Source organism: Thalassolituus sp. UBA2009 (genome assembly GCF_002335285.1).
Classification (GTDB): domain Bacteria; phylum Pseudomonadota; class Gammaproteobacteria; order Pseudomonadales; family Oceanobacteraceae; genus Venatoribacter; species Venatoribacter alkanivorans.
On sequence record NZ_DDCJ01000043.1, the window covers coordinates 27315 to 51263 of the forward strand.

The 23949-nt window shown below is 52.5% G+C and carries 21 protein-coding genes; 11 read left to right on the forward strand and 10 right to left on the reverse strand.

Annotated elements, in window-relative coordinates:
* The coding region (locus B3P58_RS04790) for a DUF917 family protein (RefSeq protein WP_286716356.1) at positions 1 to 1175 on the reverse strand (1175 nt) is incomplete at its 3' end.
* 359 nt (positions 1176 to 1534) lie between these two features.
* Here B3P58_RS04790 and B3P58_RS04795 point away from each other — a divergent pair.
* The 7 genes from B3P58_RS04795 to hemW all read left to right on the forward strand — a co-directional run bounded on the left by B3P58_RS04795 (position 1535) and on the right by hemW (position 7682).
* The gene (locus B3P58_RS04795; RefSeq protein WP_286716357.1) at positions 1535 to 3145 is read left to right on the forward strand and encodes an ATP-binding cassette domain-containing protein; all 1611 of its coding nucleotides are present in this window, start codon (positions 1535 to 1537) and stop codon (positions 3143 to 3145) included.
* A 107-nt stretch (positions 3146 to 3252) separates the two neighbouring features.
* Positions 3253 to 4413: a homoserine O-succinyltransferase MetX gene (metX, locus tag B3P58_RS04800; RefSeq protein WP_145466993.1), complete on the forward strand. Its 1161-nt coding sequence runs from the start codon at positions 3253 to 3255 to the stop codon at positions 4411 to 4413.
* Positions 4410 to 5012: a methionine biosynthesis protein MetW gene (metW, locus tag B3P58_RS04805; protein ID WP_145466992.1), complete on the forward strand. Its 603-nt coding sequence runs from the start codon at positions 4410 to 4412 to the stop codon at positions 5010 to 5012. Before metX ends, metW begins: the two co-directional genes overlap by 4 nt.
* Positions 5013 to 5014: 2 nt before the next feature.
* The gene (locus B3P58_RS04810; RefSeq protein ID WP_286716358.1) at positions 5015 to 5482 is read left to right on the forward strand and encodes a DUF4426 domain-containing protein; all 468 of its coding nucleotides are present in this window, start codon (positions 5015 to 5017) and stop codon (positions 5480 to 5482) included.
* Positions 5479 to 6093, forward strand: a complete 615-nt coding sequence (gene rdgB, locus B3P58_RS04815) for an RdgB/HAM1 family non-canonical purine NTP pyrophosphatase (protein ID WP_286716360.1) — start codon at positions 5479 to 5481, stop codon at positions 6091 to 6093. Before B3P58_RS04810 ends, rdgB begins: the two co-directional genes overlap by 4 nt.
* A 79-nt stretch (positions 6094 to 6172) precedes the next feature.
* On the forward strand, positions 6173 to 6517 hold the full coding sequence (locus tag B3P58_RS04820; protein ID WP_286716361.1) for a hypothetical protein: 345 nt from the start codon (positions 6173 to 6175) through the stop codon (positions 6515 to 6517).
* Between the two features lie 22 nt (positions 6518 to 6539).
* Positions 6540 to 7682: a radical SAM family heme chaperone HemW gene (gene hemW / locus B3P58_RS04825; protein ID WP_286716362.1), complete on the forward strand. Its 1143-nt coding sequence runs from the start codon at positions 6540 to 6542 to the stop codon at positions 7680 to 7682.
* A 60-nt stretch (positions 7683 to 7742) separates the two neighbouring features.
* Here the strand turns inward: hemW and B3P58_RS04830 are convergent, their stop codons facing one another.
* From B3P58_RS04830 to ectA, 5 genes are all read right to left on the reverse strand, one after another.
* Positions 7743 to 8690, reverse strand: a complete 948-nt coding sequence (locus B3P58_RS04830) for a TPR end-of-group domain-containing protein (protein ID WP_225691421.1) — start codon at positions 8688 to 8690, stop codon at positions 7743 to 7745.
* On the reverse strand, positions 8666 to 10117 hold the full coding sequence (locus B3P58_RS04835) for an aspartate kinase (RefSeq protein WP_145466980.1): 1452 nt from the start codon (positions 10115 to 10117) through the stop codon (positions 8666 to 8668). Before B3P58_RS04835 ends, B3P58_RS04830 begins: the two co-directional genes overlap by 25 nt.
* An 11-nt stretch (positions 10118 to 10128) precedes the next feature.
* On the reverse strand, positions 10129 to 10527 hold the full coding sequence (locus B3P58_RS04840) for an ectoine synthase (RefSeq protein WP_225691423.1): 399 nt from the start codon (positions 10525 to 10527) through the stop codon (positions 10129 to 10131).
* An 88-nt stretch (positions 10528 to 10615) separates the two neighbouring features.
* Positions 10616 to 11881 (reverse strand): diaminobutyrate--2-oxoglutarate transaminase, encoded by a 1266-nt coding sequence (gene ectB / locus B3P58_RS04845; RefSeq protein ID WP_286716365.1) that lies wholly within the window; start codon positions 11879 to 11881, stop codon positions 10616 to 10618.
* Between the two features lie 8 nt (positions 11882 to 11889).
* On the reverse strand, positions 11890 to 12432 hold the full coding sequence (ectA, locus tag B3P58_RS04850; RefSeq protein WP_145466974.1) for a diaminobutyrate acetyltransferase: 543 nt from the start codon (positions 12430 to 12432) through the stop codon (positions 11890 to 11892).
* Between the two features lie 157 nt (positions 12433 to 12589).
* Between ectA and B3P58_RS04855 the strand changes: the two genes are divergently transcribed.
* The 3 genes from B3P58_RS04855 (at position 12590) to B3P58_RS04865 (ending at position 15024) form a co-directional block, all read left to right on the forward strand.
* Positions 12590 to 13012 carry a chemotaxis protein CheW gene (locus tag B3P58_RS04855; protein WP_230331376.1) on the forward strand — a complete coding sequence of 141 codons (423 nt, stop codon included), beginning with the start codon at positions 12590 to 12592 and terminating at the stop codon, positions 13010 to 13012.
* Entirely contained in the window at positions 13012 to 13560 is a 549-nt protein-coding gene (locus B3P58_RS04860; protein WP_328296342.1) for a MarR family winged helix-turn-helix transcriptional regulator, read from the forward strand. Before B3P58_RS04855 ends, B3P58_RS04860 begins: the two co-directional genes overlap by 1 nt.
* Positions 13561 to 13842: 282 nt before the next feature.
* Positions 13843 to 15024 carry an acetyl-CoA C-acetyltransferase gene (locus B3P58_RS04865; RefSeq protein ID WP_286716368.1) on the forward strand — a complete coding sequence of 394 codons (1182 nt, stop codon included), beginning with the start codon at positions 13843 to 13845 and terminating at the stop codon, positions 15022 to 15024.
* 110 nt (positions 15025 to 15134) lie between these two features.
* Here B3P58_RS04865 and B3P58_RS04870 read toward each other — a convergent pair whose 3' ends face one another.
* Both B3P58_RS04870 and B3P58_RS04875 read right to left on the reverse strand, forming a co-directional pair.
* Positions 15135 to 16217, reverse strand: a complete 1083-nt coding sequence (locus B3P58_RS04870) for a DKNYY domain-containing protein (protein ID WP_286716370.1) — start codon at positions 16215 to 16217, stop codon at positions 15135 to 15137.
* Positions 16218 to 16388: 171 nt separating this feature from the next.
* Positions 16389 to 18314 carry a carboxypeptidase regulatory-like domain-containing protein gene (locus B3P58_RS04875; protein ID WP_286716371.1) on the reverse strand — a complete coding sequence of 642 codons (1926 nt, stop codon included), beginning with the start codon at positions 18312 to 18314 and terminating at the stop codon, positions 16389 to 16391.
* Between the two features lie 546 nt (positions 18315 to 18860).
* Here B3P58_RS04875 and B3P58_RS04880 point away from each other — a divergent pair.
* Positions 18861 to 20531, forward strand: a complete 1671-nt coding sequence (locus B3P58_RS04880) for a long-chain-fatty-acid--CoA ligase (protein WP_286716372.1) — start codon at positions 18861 to 18863, stop codon at positions 20529 to 20531.
* A gap of 52 nt (positions 20532 to 20583) precedes the next feature.
* On the opposite strand, the gene B3P58_RS04885 is transcribed toward B3P58_RS04880, so the two are convergent.
* Complete coding sequence (locus tag B3P58_RS04885; protein WP_286716373.1) at positions 20584 to 21237, reverse strand: cohesin domain-containing protein; 654 nt, start codon at positions 21235 to 21237, stop codon at positions 20584 to 20586.
* Positions 21238 to 21287: 50 nt separating this feature from the next.
* Positions 21288 to 23906 carry a dockerin type I domain-containing protein gene (locus B3P58_RS04890; protein ID WP_286716374.1) on the reverse strand — a complete coding sequence of 873 codons (2619 nt, stop codon included), beginning with the start codon at positions 23904 to 23906 and terminating at the stop codon, positions 21288 to 21290.
* Between the last annotated feature and the right edge of the window lie 43 nt (positions 23907 to 23949).

Here is a 23949-nt window from a genome sequence, read left to right on the forward strand (position 1 = left end):
GACACCGCAACGTGGTCTTCCGGGAAGGCACTGAGAATATCGTTCAGGTCATCCATAAACTGGCTGATCACCGGCGTGATGCGGATGGCTTCCGGACAGGCGGTTCCCCACAGAGTACAACTCTGACCTTCGCGGATATCGGCGGTCGACAGTGGCGTACCGGCCGGTGTTGTACCATCGGCTGCCGCCAGCATGATATTGATGCAATCCGGTGCGATGGCATGTGGCCGCCCTTGTTTTACATCCCAGGCCAGCAGGCTTTCGTTTTTGTAATACACCCAGTAATCACCTGCAGGTGCACTGAAAATAATTTTGCCGACATCAAAACCACCGTGGGTACGGTTAATGATTTTGCTGATTTTACCTTCGGTAAATATGTAGTTATGGATATGCAGCAGATCGAGCAGCATTGATAACGCCGGGACGGATGAGGAACTGAGAATCTGCCGGCCGATAATCAGTGCCCGGCCGACGGAGTTATAGACCAGCGAGTTTTTCGCGGCCGGACTCTGCAAAAAGTTGGTGTCCAGTGGATAGCAGGCCATACCACCGACCTGATGATACTCCGGCTGACTGACGGTTTCGCGGGCCTTTTCTTCCAGTTCGGCGGCGCTCAGATCGAGGAACAGGGTTGAAGCAAAAGGTTCGGCCGTCCAGTCGCAGCGCAGGCCGGCGCCGGTCTGTGTGTCGGAGGCAATCATGGCCGGACAGCTCGGTGCGTTGGTTGCGGCCAGCAGGGTTTCGGTCAGGCGCGGGTCGGCACGGCCCGAGGGATCGGCGTCGATCACGGCAATTTTGCCATCCATCATGGAGGCGATATAAAACGGGATCAGGGTATTCACCGCACCAATTTCACCGGGCAGCAGGTAAGCAATGGTTTTCTGTTCTTTTTCTTTCAGGTAAGCGCTGAGGCTTTTGAAAGCATTGACCGGAGCAGTGAAGCCGTGCCCCTCGGCGGCGGCATCGGGAGAGCCCAGATCAACCACCATCAGCGCTGTTTTATCCCGTTCCAGTTGCGTGACCGGCAGCAGGCTGACGGTACCACTCATGCGTTGCAGAAAATCGAGCGCCATACTGATCGGGCCACCGCCGCCTGAGGCAAGAAAACAGGCGCCATAAACCATGGCTTTCAGATCATCGGTATTGAGCGTGGCAGGTGTGGCAATGGGCTGCATAGCGGACTTCCTTTTCCTGAGATCTTTCAACTTTAGACCAAAGGTGAAACCACTGTATAGCGCGAAATGCCCCGTTCGCTCTGAGAATAACGACACAGAAAGCGTCAACAAAGCGAAAACGCAGCAGGAAAAGACAGTCATAATCTTGTCAGCAATGCCGCTTTTTCTTAACCTGCCACTTCTGAATTCTTCTGCGGAGTCCGCACCGACATGATTTAAACGCCCTGCTTCCGTCATTAACCCTTTTCTTTTGGTTTTAATCGGCGGGCAGGACTGCGTATGTCGGGTCTGGCAGTACCTCTCTCTTCTTACACGACCTCTGTGTACCCGCTATGCGCCTGCTGCCGCAGGAGTAGCTTATGTCCCAATCCGTTCTTCTTGAGTGCGCACATCTGTGTGCACAAAGTGCTGCAGGTGAGCATATCCTGCAGGATATTCAGCTGTCGCTGACGGCCGGCCGTTACGGTTTGTGCGGCCGTAATGGCAGTGGAAAATCATGGTTGCTGGAACTGCTGGCCGGGCAGCGCCAGGTGCAGCAGGGCCATATCCGCTGCCGCGGGCGCTGCGTCTGGTTACCGCAACAGCAGGCTGATGGCCCCCGTAACGCTCAGAGCCTGGCGGACTACTTAAATCTCAGTCAGCGGTTACAGGCCTTGCAGCGGGTGGAAGAAGGCATAGCCACCGCCGCCGATTTTGAGCTGATCGGTGATGACTGGAGCCTGCCGCAGCGTTTGCAGCAGATTCTGCAGCCTTATGGTCTGGCGTATGAGTCAGATACTTCGGCAGCGCAGTTAGTGCAGCGTTTACAAAGCCCGGCACAGGCGCTGAGTGGTGGGCAGCGTATGCGCCTGCAGCTGGCGCTGCTGTTTGCATCAGAGCCCGCAGTCCTGTTACTCGACGAACCGGGCAATCATCTGGATGACAGTGGCCGGCAGTGGCTGATCGGGCAGATGGCGGCTTTTCGCGGCGTGCTGATTCTGGTCAGCCATGATGTGCAGCTGCTGCAGGCAATGGAGCATATTCTGGAACTGCGCAGCGGCCATCTGTATCAGTACGGTGGCAACTATGATCAGTTTTTGCTGCAGCGTCAGCAGGAGCAGCAGGCATTGCTGCAGCAGCTGGAAGGCAGCCGCCAGCGTCTGCAACAGGTAGAGCGCGCCACCCAGCGCAGCCAGGAAAAAGCAGCCCGCCGGGCGCAAAGCGGTAAGCGTCAGCGCCGTGATGGCAGCCAGAGCAAACTGCTGCTGGATAACAAACAACAAAGCGCGGAGCAGCAGCAGGGGCGGCAGAGCCGGGCACGCAGCCGTCAGCATGAGCAGGCTGCCCGTCAGCTGAAAGAGCGTCAGCAGCAATGGTTGCGGGAAGACAGTCCGCTCGCCCAGTGGTATCTGCCCACGACCGGAAAACTGCGCAGTGGTCTGATTCTGCAGGTAACGGATCAGCCACTGCCGTACCGCCCTGAGCAGCGCCTGACCTTTGCCTTACAGCAGGGCGAGCATCTGTGGTTACGCGGTGCTAACGGCTCCGGCAAAAGCAGCCTGCTGCAGTTGCTTGCGACAGCGGATCAGCAGCCAACGATTCTGCGCCGCAGCGAAATACGTCTGCTCGATCAGCACTGCAGTCTGCTGCATAACCATCTCAGTGCGCTGGATAACCTGCTGCAGGCAACATCACTGGATATGACCAGTGCGCGCACCTTGCTTGCCGGGGTTGGGTTAAATGCAGATGCCTGTCTGCGCCCGGCCGGCATCCTGAGCGGCGGTGAGCGTATGAAGCTGGCGTTGTTACTGGTCACCCAGCAAACTCCCGGAGCGTTGCTGTTGCTCGACGAGCCGGACAACCATCTGGACAGGCACAGCCGTGAACAGCTGGCACAGGCCTTACGGGCTTATCCGGGGGCGCTGATTCTGGTCAGCCATGACGGGCACTTTGCTGCGGGCTGCGGGATCAGCCAGACGCTGGTGCTGTAACAGCAACGGCGTGTTCAGGCTTGCTGCCGCTGCTGTCTTCTGGCGGCAAGCCTGATAAACTCCGCGCCTTAATTGTCAGCTTTCACCAACGCGGGAAACGAACGCTCATGCCGGATGTTATTCCCGACGACTCCGTCGGTCTGGTCACTCCCCAGTTACAGCATTTTGATCAGCCACTGACTCTGCGCAGTGGCCGGGTTCTGCCGCAGTACGATCTGATGTACGAAACCTATGGCAGCCTGAACGCCGATAAATCCAACGCGGTGCTGATCTGTCACGCCCTGAGCGGCGATCATCACGCCGCCGGTTACCACAGCATGGACGATAAAAAGCCCGGCTGGTGGGATACCGCCATCGGTCCCGGCAAAGCCATCGATACCAACCACTTTTTTGTGGTGGCGCTGAATAATTTAGGCGGCTGCTCAGGTTCAACCGGCCCGACCAGCATTAATCCGGAAAGCGGTGAAGTGTACGGCCCGGATTTTCCGATTATGGCGGTGCGTGACTGGGTCAACAGTCAGGCGCGGCTGGCCGATGTGCTGGGTATTCAGCAATGGGCCGCCGTGGTCGGTGGTTCGCTGGGTGGCATGCAGGTATTGCGCTGGTCGATTCAGTTTCCTGAGCGCGTACGCCATGCGGTGGTGATTGCTTCGGCACCGAAATTATCGGCGCAGAATATTGCCTTTAACGAAGTTGCGCGTCAGGCGATTGCCAAAGATCCGGATTTCCATGACGGCTGGTATCACAAATTCGGCACTATTCCGAAATCCGGTCTGATGCAGGCGCGCATGCTGGGGCATTTAACCTATCTGTCAGATGATGCGATGCGGCAGAAATTCGGCCGTGAGCTGAAAGAAGGCAAACTGAATTACAGCTTTGCGCCTGAATTTGAGGTGGAAAGCTACCTGCATTATCAGGGCGAAAAATTCAGTACGCGCTTTGATGCCAACACCTACATGCTGATGACCAAAGCACTGGATTATTTTGATCCGGCCGCTGACTTTGATAACGATCTGGTGAAATGTCTGAGCCGCTCGCAGTGCGACTATCTGGTGGTTTCTTTTACCACCGACTGGCGCTTCTCTCCGGCGCGTTCGGAAGAAATTGTGAATGCCCTGATGCACGCCGATAAAAACGTCAGCTATGCCTGTATTGAATCCGACAACGGTCACGATGCTTTCCTGCTGCCGATTCCGCGTTATATGGATATTTTCAAAGCCTATATGCAGCGTGTGGCTGACGGTCTTGGCGTGGAGGGGAAAGTATGACGGTATTACGTGATGATCTGGCCATTATCCAGCAGTGGGTTAAGCCCGACAGTCAGGTACTCGATCTTGGCTGCGGTGAAGGCTCGTTGCTGAGCTACCTGAAGCGCCATAAAAATGTGCGCGGATATGGTCTGGAAATTAATCCGGAAAAAATCACCGCCTGTATTGCTAATGGCGTCAATGTTATCGAACAGGATCTGGATAAAGGTCTGAGTAATTTTGAAGATAACAGCATTGATACCGTCATCATGACCCAGGCACTGCAAGCGGTGCAGCGCCCGGATTTATTGCTCGATGAAATGCTGCGCATCGGTGACGAAGCCATTGTCACCTTCCCGAACTTTGGTTACTGGCGTACGCGTTTTTATCTGTTGCTGAAAGGCCGTATGCCAATGTCGGAAACGCTGCCGTATAACTGGTACGACACGCCCAACATTCATATGTGTACCTTCCGCGATTTTGAGATGCTGTGCCGTGAAAAAGGCATCCGCATCCTCAATAAAACCGTGGTCGATGACCAGCATAAAGAACACTGGACGATTCGCCTGTGGCCGTCCATGCTGGGTGAAATAGCCGTTTATCACATCACAAGGAAATGATCATGAAAGCACTGACTCAGGTTTTTACCGCATGTTTATTCACCCTGTGTGCCGCCTTCAGCCCACTGCTGCTGGCCGCCGACCGTGGTGAGCAGAAGCAGGTATTTGGTGACTACGAAGTTCACTATATCGGCCTTAACTCCAGCTTCCTGCCACCGGAAGCGGCTGAAGCCTATGGCATCAGCCGTTCACGGGCGCTGGGCTATATCAGCGTGTCGATTCTGCATAACGAAGAAGGCAGCGATGTACCGGCTGCGGTCAGCGGTAAAGTGACCGGCACTATCCGCAACCTGCTCGGTCAGAGCCGCGAACTGGAATTTCAGGAAATCAAAGAAACCAATGCGGTGTATTACATCACCACTTTCCGTTTCGATGATGAAGACATGTATAACGTTAACCTGAAAGCAACTCCGGAAGGCCAGAGCCGCACCTTTGATGTGAAATTCAGCCAGCGATTTTACGAAGAATGAACAAAATAGTACTCGCCAGCGGTAACGCCGGAAAACTGCGGGAATTTTCCGCACTGTTCGACACCCATTTTGCCGGGCTGAATATTGAGCTGATTCCACAGACCCGGCTCAATGTGACAGAAGCCGAAGAAACCGGTCTCAGCTTTGTTGAAAATGCCATTCTTAAGGCACGCAATGCCTGCGCCGCTACCGGCCTGCCGGCACTGGCCGATGACTCCGGTCTTGAAGTCGATGCCCTGCAGGGCGCACCGGGTATTTACAGTGCCCGTTATGCCGCAGCCGACGATGGTTTCGGCCAGGGCGACAGTGCCAACAATGCCAAGCTGCTGGCGACGCTTAAAGACGTTCCAGAGGCGCAGCGTACTGCCCGTTTCCAGTGCGTACTGGTGTATATGCGTCATGCCGCCGACCCGACGCCACAGGTGTTTCAGGGCTGCTGGGAAGGACGTATTTTAACCGCGCCGGAAGGCAGCGATGGCTTTGGCTATGATCCGCTGTTCTTTGTTCCGGGCGAAGGTTGTGCAGCAGCCAGTCTGAATAAAGAGCGTAAGAATCAGCTCTCTCACCGTGGTCAGGCAATTCAGCAACTTCTGGCGCGCTGGCACGTCTGATATTTCCCCGCTCAGGGATGCAAGTCTGGCCCGCGCTTATGGTGCGGGCTTTTTTATTATTTTTTAAAAAGAGTGATGTGTGGATATTTTTGATCAGTTAGAACAGAAAGTGTTACGTACTATCAGCAGCATCGAAACCCTGCAGCTGGATAATATGCAGCTGCAGGAAGATGTGCAGAAACTGAACAACGAACAGCAACAGACCCGCCAGCAACTGGCTGAAGCTGCTGCGCAACTGGTTGAACGCGATGCTGCAGTGCTGGCGCAACAGCAGCAGATTGAGCAACTGAATGCGCAAATACTACAAATGCAGCAAGACAACGAGCGTCTGAAAAAAGACAATACCCGACTGTCACACGAAAATAATGAATGGGCCGCCAAGGCGGAAGCTTTGTTGCAGGCCCTGGATCTGGCTGAAGTCTGAGCCGGAATTTGAGGAAGTAGTCATGCTGCATCTGCCGCCGCTGAGCCTGTATATCCATGTTCCCTGGTGTATCCGTAAGTGTCCGTATTGCGATTTTAACTCGCATCAGGCTGAAGGTGATCTGCCGGAACGGGAATATATCCGCGCATTGCTGGCCGATCTGGATGAAGACCTGCGCTGGGTGCAGGGGCGTGAGATTCACAGCATCTTCTTTGGCGGCGGCACGCCGAGCCTGTTGTCGGCCAGGGCTTACGAAGCGCTGTTTAAAGGACTGAAGCAGCGCCTGACCTTTGCCAAAGATATCGAAATTACCCTCGAAGCCAACCCGGGTACGTTCGAAGCTGAAAAATTCGCAGCGTACCGCAAGCTGGGAATTAACCGTTTATCCATCGGAATACAGAGCTTTCAGCCAGAACATCTGCAGAAGCTTGGCCGGGTACATGATCGCGAGCAGGCACTGCGGGCCATTAAACTGGCGAAAAAAGCCGGTTTTGATAATTTTAATCTCGATTTAATGCATGGTCTGCCGGGGCAAACTGTCGAACAGGCGCTGGACGATCTGCAACAGGCTCTGGCGTTTAAGCCCACGCATTTATCCTGGTACCAGCTGACCATAGAACCCAATACCGAATTTTATAAACGTCCGCCGCAGTTACCGGAAGACGACGCATTATGGGATATTCAGGAGGCCGGGCTGGCATTACTGACGGAGCACGGTTTTGACCACTACGAAATATCGGCGCATTGCCAGCCGGGCAAAGCCTCGAAACATAATCTGAATTACTGGCAGTTTGGTGACTATCTTGGCATTGGCGCCGGAGCGCACGGCAAAATCACCCTGGCCGATGCCAACGTAATTTACCGCACGCAGAAAACCCGCCTGCCACGGGATTATCTCAATCCGGATAAAACCTTCCTGACCGGTAAGCAAACCATTGAGCCGGAAGATATTGGCCTCGAGTGTTTAATGAATGGCCTGCGCCTGCGTGAAGGTATGCTGGTTGATGATTTTGAATACCGCACCGGCCTGACACTGGATGCTGTAGAAGAACCTGTGGCAAAAGCTCAGCAGCTGGGTTTATTGAATGTGGATAAACGTATTTATCCAACGGAAAAAGGCCAGCAATATCTGAATGAACTGCTGGCGCTTTTTTTAACGGAATAAAATTCAGACCGTCCGGTCTGAATTTTTCCGGTTTTTGCTATGGTCTTTTTCTCCGCTTGCTCAGCTGTTTTCTTCACCGTCTTCATCCGGCGGCAGTACCACCATTTCCAGAAAACGCTCATTCTGCAGCAGGCTTTCAAAGCTGATGTCGCGGCCAGCCTGCAGGCGCAGTGAGTCGGCTTTATCGATGGCGTTCTGCAGATCGCGCAGGGCTTCTTCGGTTGCACCGCTTTCGGCATGGGCACAGGCACGCTGATAGAGCGCGTGGCTGTTTTCCGGGTCGACTTCCAGGGCGCGGTTGGCAAGGCTGGTTGCCCATTGTGCCTGACCCAGTAATAACGCTGCATCGGCTTTGTAAGTCAGGGCTTCAACGTCGTCCGGACGCAGTTGCAGAATCTGATCGTAAATGGCGATTTTGCTCTGCGGTGTATTTTCCTGTGAGGCTTTCAGCCACAGCGAGTGAATTTCGTTGGTGAGTTCAATTTCTTCCTGCGCCTGGGCAATATGCCGTGATTTACGGTGCAGTTCGTCTTCGAGTTTATCAAGGCGTTTTTCATAGCTGGCGGTGATACGGCGGATTTCGTCGTTGGCAAAAGCGCCAACCCGTTCTTTGATATCACGTAATGAATTCCAGCCAATTAATACCAGCAGCGTGGAAGCACCGGCAATCAGATAGAAAAAATAGGTGACGGTATCGGTGGCATAGGTCAGAGCCTTGCTGGATACATCAATTTCTTTATCGACAATTTTTTCGGTCAGTTCAACCCGCGCATCAGCAATCTGCTGACGCAGATTTTTAACCTCATCGAGCAGATAGCGTTCGGTAAAAGCGCTGTACAGCGGCGCCTGTAATTCTTCGATCGTCTGCTCTGCCTGCTGGTCATTCTGTTGCTGTTTTTTATCGTCGCTGTCAACGGACTGTGCAGCCGCTGGCATGGCCAGGGCTGCACAGAAGGCGCTGATGCTCAGCAATAAAGTCAGGGTCAGGCGGTTTTTTGGTCTGGCCATGTATCGGATTGCTCAATCAGTTTTGAATGAAGTGCTTTTACAGCACTGGCGTAGTCGCTGTCGCTGACCAGGAACATGATGTCCACCTGACGCATGGCCTGGTGTACCGAGTGAATATTCACCCCGGCATCGGACAGTGCTCCGGCGGCCTTTTGCAACAGACCGGTAATTTTCATGTCGCTGCCGATGGCGCTGACCATGGCCAGTTTTTCGACGCGGATATCGGCCTGCTGATAGGCTTGCTGTACGCGTTCCATCAGCCAGTTAATCCGGCGTTTATTACCTTTTAAATAAAAGGTAACGGTGTTGGCGTTAAAGTCTTTGGTCAGTACCCGTACCCCGGATTCCAGTACCAGATCATTCATGCGCTGGCTGTAGGACGGATCGCCGACCATATCCTGATCGAAAATCTCCAGAGCCCAGACATTGCGTGTTCCGGCAATAATTTCCACTTTAGGGGTACTACTACAGTAGTCGCTGTGAATCACAGTGCCACTGTGTTCCGGCTCAAAGGTGTTTTTAATGCGCAGCAGAATATTCTGTTTGCGCAGCCCGGCAGCGGCACGCGGGTGAATGGCTTCCATCCCGAGGTTGGCCAGCTGGTCGGCCACGTCGTAGTTGGTCTGGCCGATCGGGTGCACTTTGCCATCACCGACCAGCACAGGGTCGGCGGTGCTTAAGTGGTATTCCTTGTGAATAACGGCTTCGCGCGCGCCGGTAATGGTGGCGATTTTGCTGAAGGTCATTTCGCTGTAGCCACGGTCAAAGGTGCGCATCAGCCCTTCGCGGCACTGGGTGTAGCCGGTGACAATGGGCATTTCTGTGCTCATATCGACGTCGCTGAAGGCCTGGGCAATATGGTCATCCAGACTCAGCTGTTCGTCGGAGCGCCAGTTGGTGAGGTCGATAAAGCGCGCGTTCACATCGTGGCTGCGCAGCAGTTGCACGGAATTAAAGGCACTGTGTGCTTCACCCAGTGCACTGAGCATTTCGCGTACACGATGCAGGTGATCATCCAGCTGGAAATGGCCGAAGCTGCACACCACTTCCAGATGCTCGAGGCATTCCTGCACATCACGCATACGCTCCTGAATAAACTGGTCCGCGCGTTTATGCATCATGCTGTCCGGGGCAAACATTTCAGCATTGACTGCCAGCATGTTGTTCAGCACTTCATGCAGTTTGTCCTGCCATGGGCGCTTCTCATCCATTTCGGCAAACAGGGCATACACACCCGGTTCACCACTTTTTTTATGCTCGAGCAGACCATTGGTCATACCGGCGTAAGCAGAAACGACAAATACGCGCTGGTACAGGGTTTCGCCCTGCGTCTGGTGCTGGTACGGACGCAGCCAGATATTGTGCAGAACATCCTGGTACTGACTCATCGACGTGCCGCCGATTTTTTCTACCGTATGCAGAGTCATGGGGTCTCCTTTCAGGCTTTCAGAGGGTCGGCATCCAATGCATAAACGCCGTCTTTGTCGTGTACTTCGTTGCCGATTAATGGCGGATTAAAGACACAGGCCATCTGCATATCGCTGAAACCGCGCAGCAGGTGCTGATCGTGTTTGTCGAGCACGTACAGGGTGCCGGGCTTGATCGGATAAACCTTGCCGTCGGCGGTGGTTTCGATTTCGCCTTCGCCGCTGATGCAGTACACCGATTCAAGGTGATTCTGATACCAGATAGGGGTTTCGGTTCCGGCAAAAATGGTGGTGATGTGGAAGGAGAAGCCCATGTTGTCTTCTTTCAGCAGCATACGCACACTTTTCCAGTTGCCGCCGTTGATATTACGTGGGGAGTTTTCGCATTCTTCCAGAGTTCTTACGATCATAGTGATTACTCGTTATCGGTTGGATAAACCGCCAGGCGGGTTTCCCGGCGGCTGGCGGTTTTCTGATAGGCAATTAGGAGGGAGATGCTCAGGAGGCTTTGGAAATCTGCTCCGCCATCACATCGCCGATGCACTCGGCAAGAATGCCAAGGCCGGCTTTCAGGGTGTCTTCTTCGATGGTCAGTGGCGTCAGGATTTTTACCACCTGGCCGTCGGAACCGCTGGTTTCAATAATCAGGCCGCGCTTGAATGCCAGTTCGGTAATGCGGCTGGCAACCTGACCGTTCACACATTCCAGACCCTGCATAATGCCGCGCCCTTTGTGCTTCATCTGGCCACCGTGCTCGGCCTGAATTTCTTTCAGGCGGCTGCGGATCAGCTGCGCTTTTTTCTTCACGCTCTGGCTGAAGCTGTCATCGGCCCAGTAGGTTTCCAGCGCCATGCGCGCGGTAATAAAGGCATGGTTATTACCGCGGAAGGTACCGTTGTGCTCGCCTGGCTTCCAGGTATCGAGTTTTTCTTTCAAAAGCACAATGGCCATTGGCAGACCGTAGCCGCTGAGGGATTTGGACAGGGTGATAACGTCCGGCTCGATACCGAATTCTTCAAAGCTGAAGAAGGTACCGCTGCGGCCACAACCCGCCTGAATATCGTCGACAATCAGCAGCATGTTGTAACGCTTACACAGCGCCTGCAGGCCCAGCATCCAGGCGGCAGAAGCGCTGTTCAGGCCACCTTCGCCCTGAATACATTCAACGATCACGGCGGCCGGGTGTCCCAGACCTGAAGAGCCGTCCTGCAACGCTTTTTCAAAATAATGCAGCGTATTGAAATCGCCGAGATAACCGTCGTACGGCATAAACTGCACACCCGGCAGCGGCATGCCGATGGCGTTTTTGTAGTAGTTATTGGCAGTCACAGCCGCGGCGCCCTGAGTCACGCCGTGGAAACCATTGGTGAACGACACAATGGTCTGACGGCCGGTATTTTTGCGCGCAATCTTCAGTGCCGCTTCCACCGCATTGGTACCGGTCGGGCCGGTAAACTGCACTTTGTACTTCATTTTACGCGGCTTGAAGATGCGCTCGTTGAAGCTTTGCAGGAACGCTGTTTTAGCCTCGGTATGCATGTCCAGGCCATGGGTGATGCTGTCCGACTCGATGTATTCCAGCAGGGCTTTCTTAAACACCGGGTTGTTGTGCCCGTAGTTCAGCGTGCCGGCGCCACCGAGGAAGTCGATGTATTCATTGCCTTCGTTGTCAGTGAGGATGGCGTTCTGTGCCTTGGTGAAAGTCACCGGAAAAGAGCGGCAGTAGCCACGCACGTTGGATTCGAGTTCGTGATAGATATCCATGGTGTTTTTTACTCCTGTGCAAAAAGCATGAAGGGACCAATATGAACCAGCGTTTCGCTGTCGTGAGCGCCGCCAAAGTGTTGTTCGCGGTCAAACAGTTCGCTGGTCTGGAGAGGGGCGCCAAGGCTGTGAGCCAGGCGACGGAAGGTATTCCACGAGGCATCGTTGCCCGGTGTGATACTGGTGTGCAGGTGATGCACAACGTGTTGATGGCGCTTAAGCAGCGCGTGCAGCATGCGACTGGCAAGACCCTGACCGCGGGCTTTGCTGTCGACCGCAACCTGCCAGACGAACAGCGTGTCGGGCTGGTGCGGCAGGCGATAGCCGGAGATAAAGCCGACCATGTCGCCGTTCTGTTCTGCCACGATGGCAGTGTCGGCAAAGTGCGAACACTGCAGCAGGTTGCAGTACATTGAATTGACATCTAAAGGCTTGCAGCGCTCAACCAGAGAGAAAACGGCATGGCCGTCGGTTGCTGCAGGCTTCCGGAAGGTAATATTGTTTTGATCTGTAATGTTTTTTTCTGACGTTTCTGTCGAAAAAGTATCCATTTCTCGCTTTCAGTTGCCACGTACCGATTAATCAGCCTGAATTTTATTCAGTTTGGCTAAGAATTAATCATTACGGCAACTGCCATTTACTTAGAACCCTAAACAATTTAGCATCGTGGTAATTTATTTACAACTCTAAATAAAACGAGGTGAGCTGATGAATGCTCAGAAATGGCTCACATTCCGCCTGGATGAAACCTGTTACTGCCTGCCGGTGCGTCAGGTGCGTGAAGTTGCGCACTTTCAGCCGCCGGAGCCTGTTCCCGGTGCGCCGGCCGTGGTGTCGGGCATCATTAATCAGCGCGGTGATGTGGTCACGGTACTGGATGGCAGGGCGCTGCTGGGGCTGGCTGCTCAGGAAGCCACGGATGACAGCCGTATCATGACGCTGGAGCTGGAGCATGAAGTGGTCGGCATGGTGATTGATCAGGTGCAGGAAATCATAGAGCTCAATGAATCGGATATTGAGCCGCCAGCGCAGACGCAGGCACTGATTCTGGGGACTTATCAGCAGGGTGATGAGTTGCTGGTTGCTCTTAATGCCGATCAGCTGGGAAAACTGCCGGAGGCCGATGGATAATGAATGTTTTGAACCCTAACGATGTTAGAATCGGCTCTTATCAGAATGATCCGGACAACGACATGAACCGCTATGATGAGGTGCTGGTAGCCCTGCGCCGTATTATCCGCGCCACCGATCTGCACTCGCGCCAGCTGAGTAAAATTGCTGGTCTGACGGCCCCGCAGTTATTGATTCTGCAGCTGCTGCGCCAGCACACCGAATTAACGGTGGGTGAGGTTGCCCAGCGCGTGAGCCTGTCGCAGGCGACGGTGACCACCATTATCGACCGTTTGGAAAAACGCGGTTTTGTTAAGCGTGAGCGCGGCAGTGCCGATAAGCGCAAAGTCTACGTGTATCTGACGCCGGAGGCGGATGCGGTGTTGCTGAATGCCCCGAAACCGCTGCAGGAAAGCTTTGTGCAGCAGTATCAGGATCTGCACGACTGGGAGCAGACGATGATTCTCAGCTCGCTCGAGCGGGTCGCCTATATGATGGATGCCCAGCATATCGACGCTTCGCCGGTACTGGATGTGGGCGCTCTCGACCGCGTAGACCGCGACGCCTGAGTCGCGACGCCTTATCCGAATCCCCGATCTTTACCCCTGCCAAACGTGCCACTTATGGCCTGATAAGCACAAAGCCTGTTCCTGACCTGCACCAATGGCGGACGGCATCAGGCCGTCTTTCGGGTATAATGGCGCGCCTGCACCTGCCCGGCGTCCGGTTTTCACTGCGCCCGACAAAGAGGACAAGCGCCAGCCGTTGGACTGAATTAGCGGCTGAGGTTCATGAATTCGTCATCCTCGCTGTGCTACTCAATGCAGGCCCTCATATTCTGGAGAATTTCTATGACTGACGTAGTAATCGTTGCCGCTACCCGTACCGCTATTGGCTCATTTGCCGGCTCACTGGCCAGTGTTCAGGCGGTGGATCTGGGTGCGACGGTAATCCGTTCATTGCTGGAAAAAACAGGCATCAATCCGGCCGAAGTCGATGAAGTGCTGATGGGCCAGGTATTAACCGCCGCAGCGGGCCAGAACCCGGCACGTCAGGCGGCGATCAAAGGCGGTCTGGCCGATACCACGCCGGCGATGACCATTAACAAGGTGTGTGGCTCCGGTCTGAAAGCACTGCATCTGGCGGCTCAGGCAATTAAGGCCGGTGATGCAGACCTGATTATTGCCGGTGGTCAGGAATCTATGTCCAATGCGCCCCACGCTCTGCCAAATTCACGTAACGGTCAGCGTATGGGGCCGTGGAATATGGTCGACACCATGATTGTGGATGGCCTGTGGGATGCGTTTAACGATTACCACATGGGTATCACTGCCGAAAATATCGCTGATGAGTATCAGATTTCCCGTGAAGAGCAGGACGCATTTGCCGCCGCTTCACAGGAAAAAGCGCTGGCTGCGATTGCTGCCGGTAAATTCAAAGATGAAATCACTCCGGTAGTAATCCCACAGCGTAAAGGCGACCCCAAGGTATTCGATACCGACGAAAACCCACGCGCTGGCACTACGGCTGCCAAGCTGGCTGAAATGCGTCCGGCCTTTAAGAAAGACGGCAGCGTTACCGCGGGTAATGCGTCTTCGCTGAATGACGGTGCCGCCGCAGTGATGCTGGCCAGCCGTGAAAAAGCCGAAGCGCTTGGCCTGCCGATTCTGGCCACCATCAAAGCCTATGCCAATGCCGGTGTTGATCCGAAAATCATGGGTACTGGTCCGGTTCCGGCGACGAAAAAGTGTCTGGAAAAAGCCGGCTGGACTCTGGCCGATCTGGATCTGGTAGAAGCTAACGAAGCTTTTGCCGTGCAGGCGCTGTCGGTTAATAAAGGTCTGGGCTGGGATGCAGACAAGATCAACGTTAATGGCGGTGCTATCGCTCTGGGTCACCCGATTGGTGCATCAGGCTGCCGTATTTTTGTATCGCTGCTGCATGAAATGATGCGCCGTGATGCGAAAAAAGGTCTGGCAACCCTGTGTATCGGTGGTGGTATGGGTGTGGCTCTGGCGGTAGAGCGTGCTTAAGCACGGCTTTTGCTGTTAATTCGGAGATTGAAATCCGGGGACTGAAATCCGGGTTCTGAAACCCGGAAAATAAAAAGGGCAGCTAAGGCTGCCCTTTTTTATTCAGCGCATTATTGCGCGGCTTTTTCGGCGAGTTGTTTTACAACCTTGCCGTTCATATACAACGCATAGCGGTCACGGGCTTCGGACTGAGTTTCGTCATCCCAGTCGGTGACCACAAAGCTGTCGTAATCGACATCGTGCAGTATCTGCGTCGGCTCGTAGCTCTCGCGGTGATAAATATGTCTGGCGTCTTTCAGATAGCCGCGGTTCAGAACTTCCATGGTTTGCGGATCGGCTCCGGCAATCGGTGCTGAACGCTCACCGATCAGGTCGTAGACGGCGGAACGGTCACGGGCGTAGCCATCGGTATCGGGCAGCAGTGTAAAACTCGGAGCATCGGCCATCGGCAGGATGGTTTTTTCCAGGTAATAAATGCGCTGACTGTCTTTGGCCAGAAACGGCGTGACAATACTGATTTCATCCGGGTTAACCTCGCCAATGCGCTTGGCATCGTAATACAGCGTCGTGCCGGACAGGGCATAGGCGGACGGGCTGCCCCAGGCATCCGGTACCCGTTTGAACTGTGCCGGGTCAGCATCGGGAATGGCCTTGCCACCGAGGTAAATCTGTTGGTTATCGACCCAGTATTCCTCGTCACTGTCCATTGGCCGGAACGAGGCCACGTCGGCATCTGCCAGCAGCTCACCGCGGAAATACACCTGTTTATTGTCGCGCGCATAACCTTGGGAATAATAATTGTTACCCAGCACCTCAAAGGTTTCGCTGTCGGCCCCGGCAACCGGGCGGGCGTTGTAATACACCTGATTATTGACGTTGGAATAACCACTGCTGGCGATGCCGTTTAAAGCGTTTTTCAGCAGCGAGCCGTAGCCGAATACACTCATTGCCAGCACGATAATAACGGTGGCGCCCAGGGTCAGGGTACGGCCGGAAATACCGAACAGCTCGGCACCGAATATCCAGTACAGCGCGCACAACGGAATGGGGTAACAGAGGAAGATCATCATGCCGATGATATGTTCGCGGTTATTTTCTGAACCCGGTGCATCGAATGCCATCGGCGACATCATCATCACCATTGGCCAGAACAGCAGCATCATGGTGGTTATGATCTGAAAAATTAAAAGCATCGGAATATCCTTTCCGTAAGAGTGGTCATGTTGTCTGCCGGGCGCATGCCGGAGCAAAAAAACATCATACAAAAAACAGCGACTGGCAGCCGCTGATATTATTCACAGATTTGAGCATGAAATAAAAAGGGCAGCCGGAGCTGCCCTGTTGTGTACCGGTTGGCTGATGGATTATTCCGGCACGGTTTCCTCTTCCGGCGGCAATTCATCGCTCACCGGGTAATACAGGTCGTACTGCAGAAACGGCGCGGTATCTCCGTCTCTGATCATCTGCAGCGCCAGAAGAATCATGCCATCGGCCGGAGTAACAATATTAGCTGCCAGATCGATGCCGTCGTTCTGGGTAACCTGCTGGCTGTCCAGTACGGTCTGGGAGCCATCGCCATTAATCCGCACCAGCTTCAGGGTTGCGGTTTCGTTGCCGACGTAGGTGCCGCTTATATCGAAATCCCATGACTCGTTAGCCGGTACCGGATTACCGGAGTTCAGACTGAAGTTGGGCTGCAGATAATCCCTGCGTTCTATATAGCGTGGGAAGGTACCTGCTTCGCGTTTGATGCTGATGTCATCAACCAGCCAGCCGCGGAAGCCGTTATACAGTTCGTCCTGGGTGTTAAAGCGGAAGCGCAGTTTGATTTGCTCGCCGGCCAGATCTGAGATATCAATCGGCTCCTGCCATAACCACGCTGGCGCCTTGTTATAGCCGCGGTTGGAGTAGGGCAGCGGTGCACGGTCCTGATCATCCAGACCCACCGGATCTGACAACGGATTCAGACGGGCAATGGGTGTCCATTGAATATCATCGGTGCTGTATTCAATGGTCATCAGATCAAAGCCATTTTCATTCGGATTAACCGCCTCAATTTCCCACCAGGTACGGAAAGTAAGAGACAGTGGGCCGGTTTCAGCGCTCAGATCAATATCGGGTGAAACAATTGCGCCACCGTTCGGCGTTAGCGATGTCCCTCCGTCGAGTTCCTCTTGTGGTTCTTCCGGCTCACCGAGGAAATTCCCCTGAGTGACACCTCCGGATGCGGCCTGGCCATACCAGCAGGCGCGGTTGCTCAGTGGGTCTGGGACTTTACCGGCAGAAGTATCATCCGGAGCAAGGAGCACCAGATCACTGACCAGTGCCTGGTTTATGATGTTAAGACCGGCATTGTGGCTGTGCCAGAGATTCTGCAGTTCTTCATCTGCTTCTTCTGCCGGGGTTTCTTCTGCATTCAGTGTAGCCAGTGGCCCCGGCCCTTCTCCAGCACCGGTATAAGATTGCGAAACGCTGACGGTCATCCAGCTACCACAGGCCGCTTCGCTGACGGGCTGCTCAAAATTTTCACTGTAAAGAGCATCACTGTTGCCAGTGGCTGCCTGCAATGAAAAATTCAGACCGCTGAGGGCAGATATCTGGGTCAGATCCAGAGGAATTACCCGTGTGCCATAGCCATCGCGGCTGATACGGATGGTGGCCGTTTTTATAGCTAATAATTTGCTTAGCGATACGTTAACGATCAGTACGAAGTGGCCGTCGTTATCGGTGGTCGCTGTGGCAATGGCACCGTTGGTCGCCGCGCCGCCGGAAATCTCAATCTGAGCATTATTCAGCGGACCATCGGCATCAAAAATAATACCGCTAAGAGAAGCGAAGAATCCCTGGCCTTCGAGGCTTTCGGCGCCGTTGTCAGTGATGACCAGAGGGGCCGCTACAGTGCTGCTGCCGGAGGCATTTTCTGCACGGATTTCCAGTGTCGTGGTTACTGTGACACCGGAGATGGTAATGGTCAGGGTATAACTTCCCGGAGCGAGATCAGGGAAGGTGATATGACCGTTGCTGTCTGCCGTCAGTTGTACACTGTTGCTGGCGAGAACTGCGGCTACCGCGATGCCGGCAGTGTTTTTCGGGCTGATGGTTACCTGGGCCTCTGAAAGAGGCTTGCCGCTGGCATCCAGCAGAGACAATTGGCTCAGATTCTGGGTGACAGGAGTGTAATTGCCGGGTGGAGTACCGTTGTCACCACCTCCTGAATTGCCTGAACTACCCGAACCGCCGCCGCAAGCTGCCAGAAGGCCAGCCAGTATAAGAATGGAATAAGCTTTCATAGGGTAACCCTCCTTTGGTTAACGCGCTGAATCCTATCAGGCAGGAGGGAAAAATTCACAGACCCGAAGGTTTGTCTTACCAGACGTTTACTGTTTTTTTATCGTAGGTTTATGTCGCCGGCCACGGATAAAAACAAATGGCTCAATTTGCCCGGAGCGGTGAAAAGTGCCTAGGGCCTGTTAACACTAATTAAACAGGCCTGTTATCGGCTAAAAATTCCTCAGGCAAGGCGCTGGGAGTGTGGCCTAACGGGTTCAGCGAGCGAACAGCAACACAGGATGAGGGATTTTTAGCCATAACCCTTCGGGCTGAGGCCAGTTTTCCCCATTAACGTCGTCGTTCGTTATTCATTTAACCCGTTAATATCCCTCCTCACTCCTTGTTCTGAGAAAAACTGGCTCTCAGCAGGCCCGATTCAATTAGTGTTAACAGACCCTGGCATCTCATTCTATGGGAGGAGACACACTAACAAAGCGGCCTTTGCCTCTGGCTAACAGGCGCTAAGGCTTTTAAGCTGGAGCAAACAACTCGCCATGGAACGCATTATGACACTCACTGCTTCTTCTGCTTTGGCCCATGCCGGCCAGATGATGACTCAGCCACTGATTATTTCAGACCTGCTGGAATACGCTGCTGCGCATCATGGTACGCGTGAAATTATCAGCCGTCGGCTGGAAGGTGATATCCACCGCTATACCTACCGCGATGCGTTAAAACGCAGCAAGCAGCTGGCCAATGCATTGCTGGCTTTGGGAGTTCAGCCCGGTGACCGGGTGGCGACACTGGCCTGGAACGGCTACCGCCATTTTGAATGTTATTACGCGATCTCCGGTATCGGTGCCATCTGTCATACCGTCAATCCACGGCTTTATACCGAGCAGGTGGAATACATTATTAATCATGCCGAAGACTGCTATGTCTTTCTGGATGCCTGCTTCGCAAAATTACTGGAACCGGTGGCGGATAAATTAACCTCGGTCAAAGGCTTTATCTTTATGATCGATGCCGACCAGATGCCGCAAACCAGCCTGCCAAATGCCATTAATTATGAAGATTTAATGACAACATACAGCAGCGAACTGGTATGGCCGCGGTTTCCGCAGGATACCGCCTCCGGCCTGTGTTACACCTCGGGCACTACCGGCAACCCTAAAGGCGTGTTGTATTCCCATGCCTCCACTGTGCTGCATGCCTATGCCAGCCGTAATCCGGATGCACTGAATGTTTCTGCCGATTCGGTGGTGATGCCGGTGGTGCCTATGTACCACGTCTGCGCCTGGGGTATGCCTTATATTGCTCCGATGAGTGGTGCGACGCTGGTGCTGCCCGGTGATGGTATGGATGGCCAGAGTCTGCATGAATTAATCGAGCTGGCCGAAGTGGATTTAATGCTGGGCGTACCAACGGTTTGGCTGGGTCTGATCGATTATTTAAAACGTAACAATAAACGCATGGATTCGGTTAAAACTGTCGGCGTTGGTGGCTCAGCCTCACCGAAATCCCTGGTGGAAACACTGGATAAAGAATACGGCGTGTATTTATTACCAATCTGGGGCATGACCGAAACCTCACCGCTGGCGACACTCGGCGCACCAACCAAAGCCATGCAGAAAATGAGTGACGATGAACGCTATCGTCTGCAGACTACCGCCGGCCGGCCAATGTTCGGCATCGAGCTGGAAATCTTTGGTGAGGACGATCAGCCGCTGCCACACGACGGAACATCACGCGGCTATCTGCGTGTGCGCGGCCCCTGGGTATTGACGGCGTATTATAAAAATGAAAAACCGGATTCGTTCTTTATCGATGCGCATGGTAAGCAGTGGTTCGATACCGGTGATATTGCCGTGATTGATGAAAACAGTTATCTGCAAATTGTTGACCGCGCCAAAGATGTTGTGAAGTCCGGCGGTGAGTGGATTTCCAGTATCGATCTGGAAAACGCGGCGGTAGGACACCCGGACGTAAAAGAAGCCTGCGTGATTGGTGTGCGTCATCAGAAGTGGGATGAGCGGCCGTTACTGTTTATTGTAAAAAGTGAAGAAAGCGATATCGATAAACAGGATATCTATAACTATCTGGAAAGCCGAGTTGCCAAATGGTGGCTGCCGGATGACATCCTGTTTGTTGAGGAGCTGCCGCACACTGCCACAGGCAAGCTGCAGAAACGTACGCTGCGTGATGAGTATATTGATTATCTGGTGGAGAAGGCCTGAGGATATCTCCTCCGTCTGAATGAATAAACAGCCCGGCAGTAGCCGGGCTTTTTTATATTGCAGGACGTTTTACTTTCTGACGCCAATACATAAAGAATACGATGTTGATCAACAGCAGAAATGCAAAAACTCCGCCGAGAATATACATCAGATTATTATCTCTGCCAGAAGCAGAATAGTCGGGTATGGCCAGCGCGGGTGTAGATACTTTGCCTGAAGTTGTTGCAGCGCTCCGAGCTGGTTCAACGAGTACAGGTTGCGGTAATTCTGCGCTGATTAGACGGCCTTCTTTGGTCCCAAACTCCAGTTGCTTAACCTGAACAATACCTGGCTTGGTATTCTTAAACGCAATTGTGGCAAGGATGCCAGAGCCGCTGACTGCAGGTGCCGGATTAAGCAGGCTGAGAGCAAGGCGAATGCTGTGCTTTCGAGTATCAACGCTGTTGCTGACCTCAAAGGCGGACGTACCGAACAGATTCCCGCTTTGGATCTGTATCCCTGATTTTCCGGAATCCAGATCAACGACCTCAAGCGCGGCTGCATCGTAGTCGAGAATCAGGTCGGCACCATAGATATCATCCAGTGCAGTTGCTTCCAGAATCAGCCAGCGAATGCCTTCCTTGTCCTGAGTTGAAAAACTCAGGACCGGAGTTCCGGCAGAGGATGTGCTGGCTATCAATGTGAAAATTAAAAGAAGAATTCGCATGAAATATTCCAGATAATTATGAAGCAGGCGGGGCTTCCCCCGCCTGAATTTTATTGCGGGTTACACTGAACAGAGCCGAAGTGGCTGGCAAGAATAGCCAGATCCTGAACATTGATTACACTGTCTTTATTCAGATCTGCTTTCTGATCGTACAACTCATCACCATTGGCAGAGCCATACTTTCCGGCAAGGTAGGTGAAATCTGCGATATTGATTTCACCATCATCGTTGATATCACCGGCAAAGAGAGTTATCTGGCCAACATCAATATTCGCACCTTCGGAAATACTGTGATTCATGCAGCTTTGAACATAGTTGTCAGCATTGAAAGCGATGGTAAAGTCGCCGTCGCGCAGTTCGTCAAAACTGAAGTTTCCTGCACTATCAACACCGGTGGTAATCGTCCGGCCATTGATGGTTACCGATACGGTAATGTCTTCAGGATTGACCCCAACCGGAATTTCAATGCTGCCACTGAATCCGCCATTACCACCGTGAATGCCATCATCGATAGTGATCGTCGCATTCTGGACTGTCACCGGAATCAGATTACCCGAAGCGTCTGATAAGGCTGCTGAACAAACAACATTCGCGGTTGTTGTTGTCATGTCCGCAAACAGATCCGCGCTAAGCAGCGTTCCGTTTTCTTCCAGCTCTGCATTCCCGGTATGTGTAATCGCCCCGGACATGTTCTGGCTTCCCCAATTAAGAGGCAGAGTCAGACGATTCTCACCGCCCCAGTCACCATAGTTACTGCCAGTAATATTCAGAGCGGTAGTATCTACAGAACAGGATACTTCGGTGGCATAGGCCTGGCCCTGAATATCGATGGTCAGTGAGGAATAAGCGTTCTGGTATGGGTCTATAACATCCTGGTCCGGATTTACTTTCACCTGTACTGTTTTTTCAGGATTGAATAACGTGTACCGTCCACCATTAAAATCAAAGTAACCATTTGCCATACTAAATTTAGAAAGAGGAATAAGCCCTGTGTAATACGAAGGGTTGACTACGGTAGATTTGAATGGGATATCGTTGAGGACGAAATTAGCAACAAATGCTCTGTAATCAAATTCATTCCTGAATTCAGGCAAGCCGTCAGCTGTTGGAAGGTCTGGGTAGTTATCCATAATTCCAGGATAGTGCGAAGCTATTTTTGCCATTGACCGGTTAAATGCGTGGTTGTATTCCGACTGACGCAACTCGTTAAATAACAACTCATTCAATGTTCCTGTTTGAATGCCATTTTTATCAAAGGTAGGCACAGACAAAGCTATAATTCCAGGAAGGTTTGGCATTCGATTAAGACCAATGAATATCGGATTTTCGGATGTCGGATTATGGGCTTGAAGAGCACCAGTCTGGCTGTCTCCGATTGCTTTCGTCGTTCCGGAAATACAACCAATGGCATTAAGACCGGAGACCCCTTCCTCATAGCCGGAAAGCAGTAGATCATCCGTTATTTTTTTAAATTCTGCGTCGCTGATGCCAGATGGGAATGTCGCTGTTGCGTCCATTTGTACAATTAGCTCTTCATAATTGTCCGGCTTATTTGGATAGTTTTTAAAAATCTCATAGTCACTATTTTCAGATAGTGTTCTCAAGTATAAAGTAAATGACATGTCTTCTTGGGTGACAATGTCCTTTTCGCAAATATATTGCTGGCCTTCATTGTAGAATAGAATGCGGTCTTTTGTGATGTCGATGATTGTTCCTGTAATAGACTCTGATGTTGAATGGAAATCATTGATATTACCTGACGCTTCAAGTAACTCCCCATTTTTAAATTGATAGGTTCTTGTTGTGTTATTAATATCCTGAATGAATATATATGGCTCCGCTCCAGAGGATATATGAGTTGTCCCATTGCTGTAGGCAGAAATTTGCTTTTGTGCAAATACAATAGGAGGCTGATTTGGTGTTAACAGTACGAGATCTGCCTCACCGCCTGTGTAGCTATCCGGCTGCTGTTTGATCAGGCCGATGCCACTGTCGTTGAATACATCCTGGTATCCGGGTTGAACTGTATTACTACCATTCATATCGATAGGGTATTTTTGGTAGCCGATGTTGGTGCAGAATGGAATATTATTCGAGAATGGTTGACTCATATCCCATAGCTGTAAATCGCAGTAGTACATATTGCCGGGTTGATTCGATGTGCTGGCGACTTGATCAGAGATTAATACGTGGCTTCCACTTACACCACGGGCAATGTAACCCGGAATTTCATCATAAATATAATTCATACCACGCAATGTTGATTCTGCCATGGATAGAATACTGTCGGCGATGGCCTTATATTCAGCGGAGGTTGTTGCAGCATCGACACCAAGGGGAACGAAATTATCCGGTGTATTTGGTAAATCCGGATAGTTAGCGAAAAAACTACCGGGGTAGCCGCTTGGCCAGTCAGCGATTGATGGCAAAATTCTCTCACTTTGCGTGATTATGGCGCTTAGGGCTGGAGTAGTATTTGTATCCACGAACGTAATTTTCATCTTACTTTGATCGTAGACTTGAGATAATACGGATATTCCGGATGTGGTTGTGCCTACATAGTTATATTCTAAGGCGCTCGGGCTGGTGCCTATATAGCGGATAGGGGTATATTCGGCCGACATGGCGGGAGCTGCCATGATAGTAGCGATGAGAAGTATTTTTTTCATTGTTATTATCCATATAAACAGGACTGGTGATGCTAATTATGTA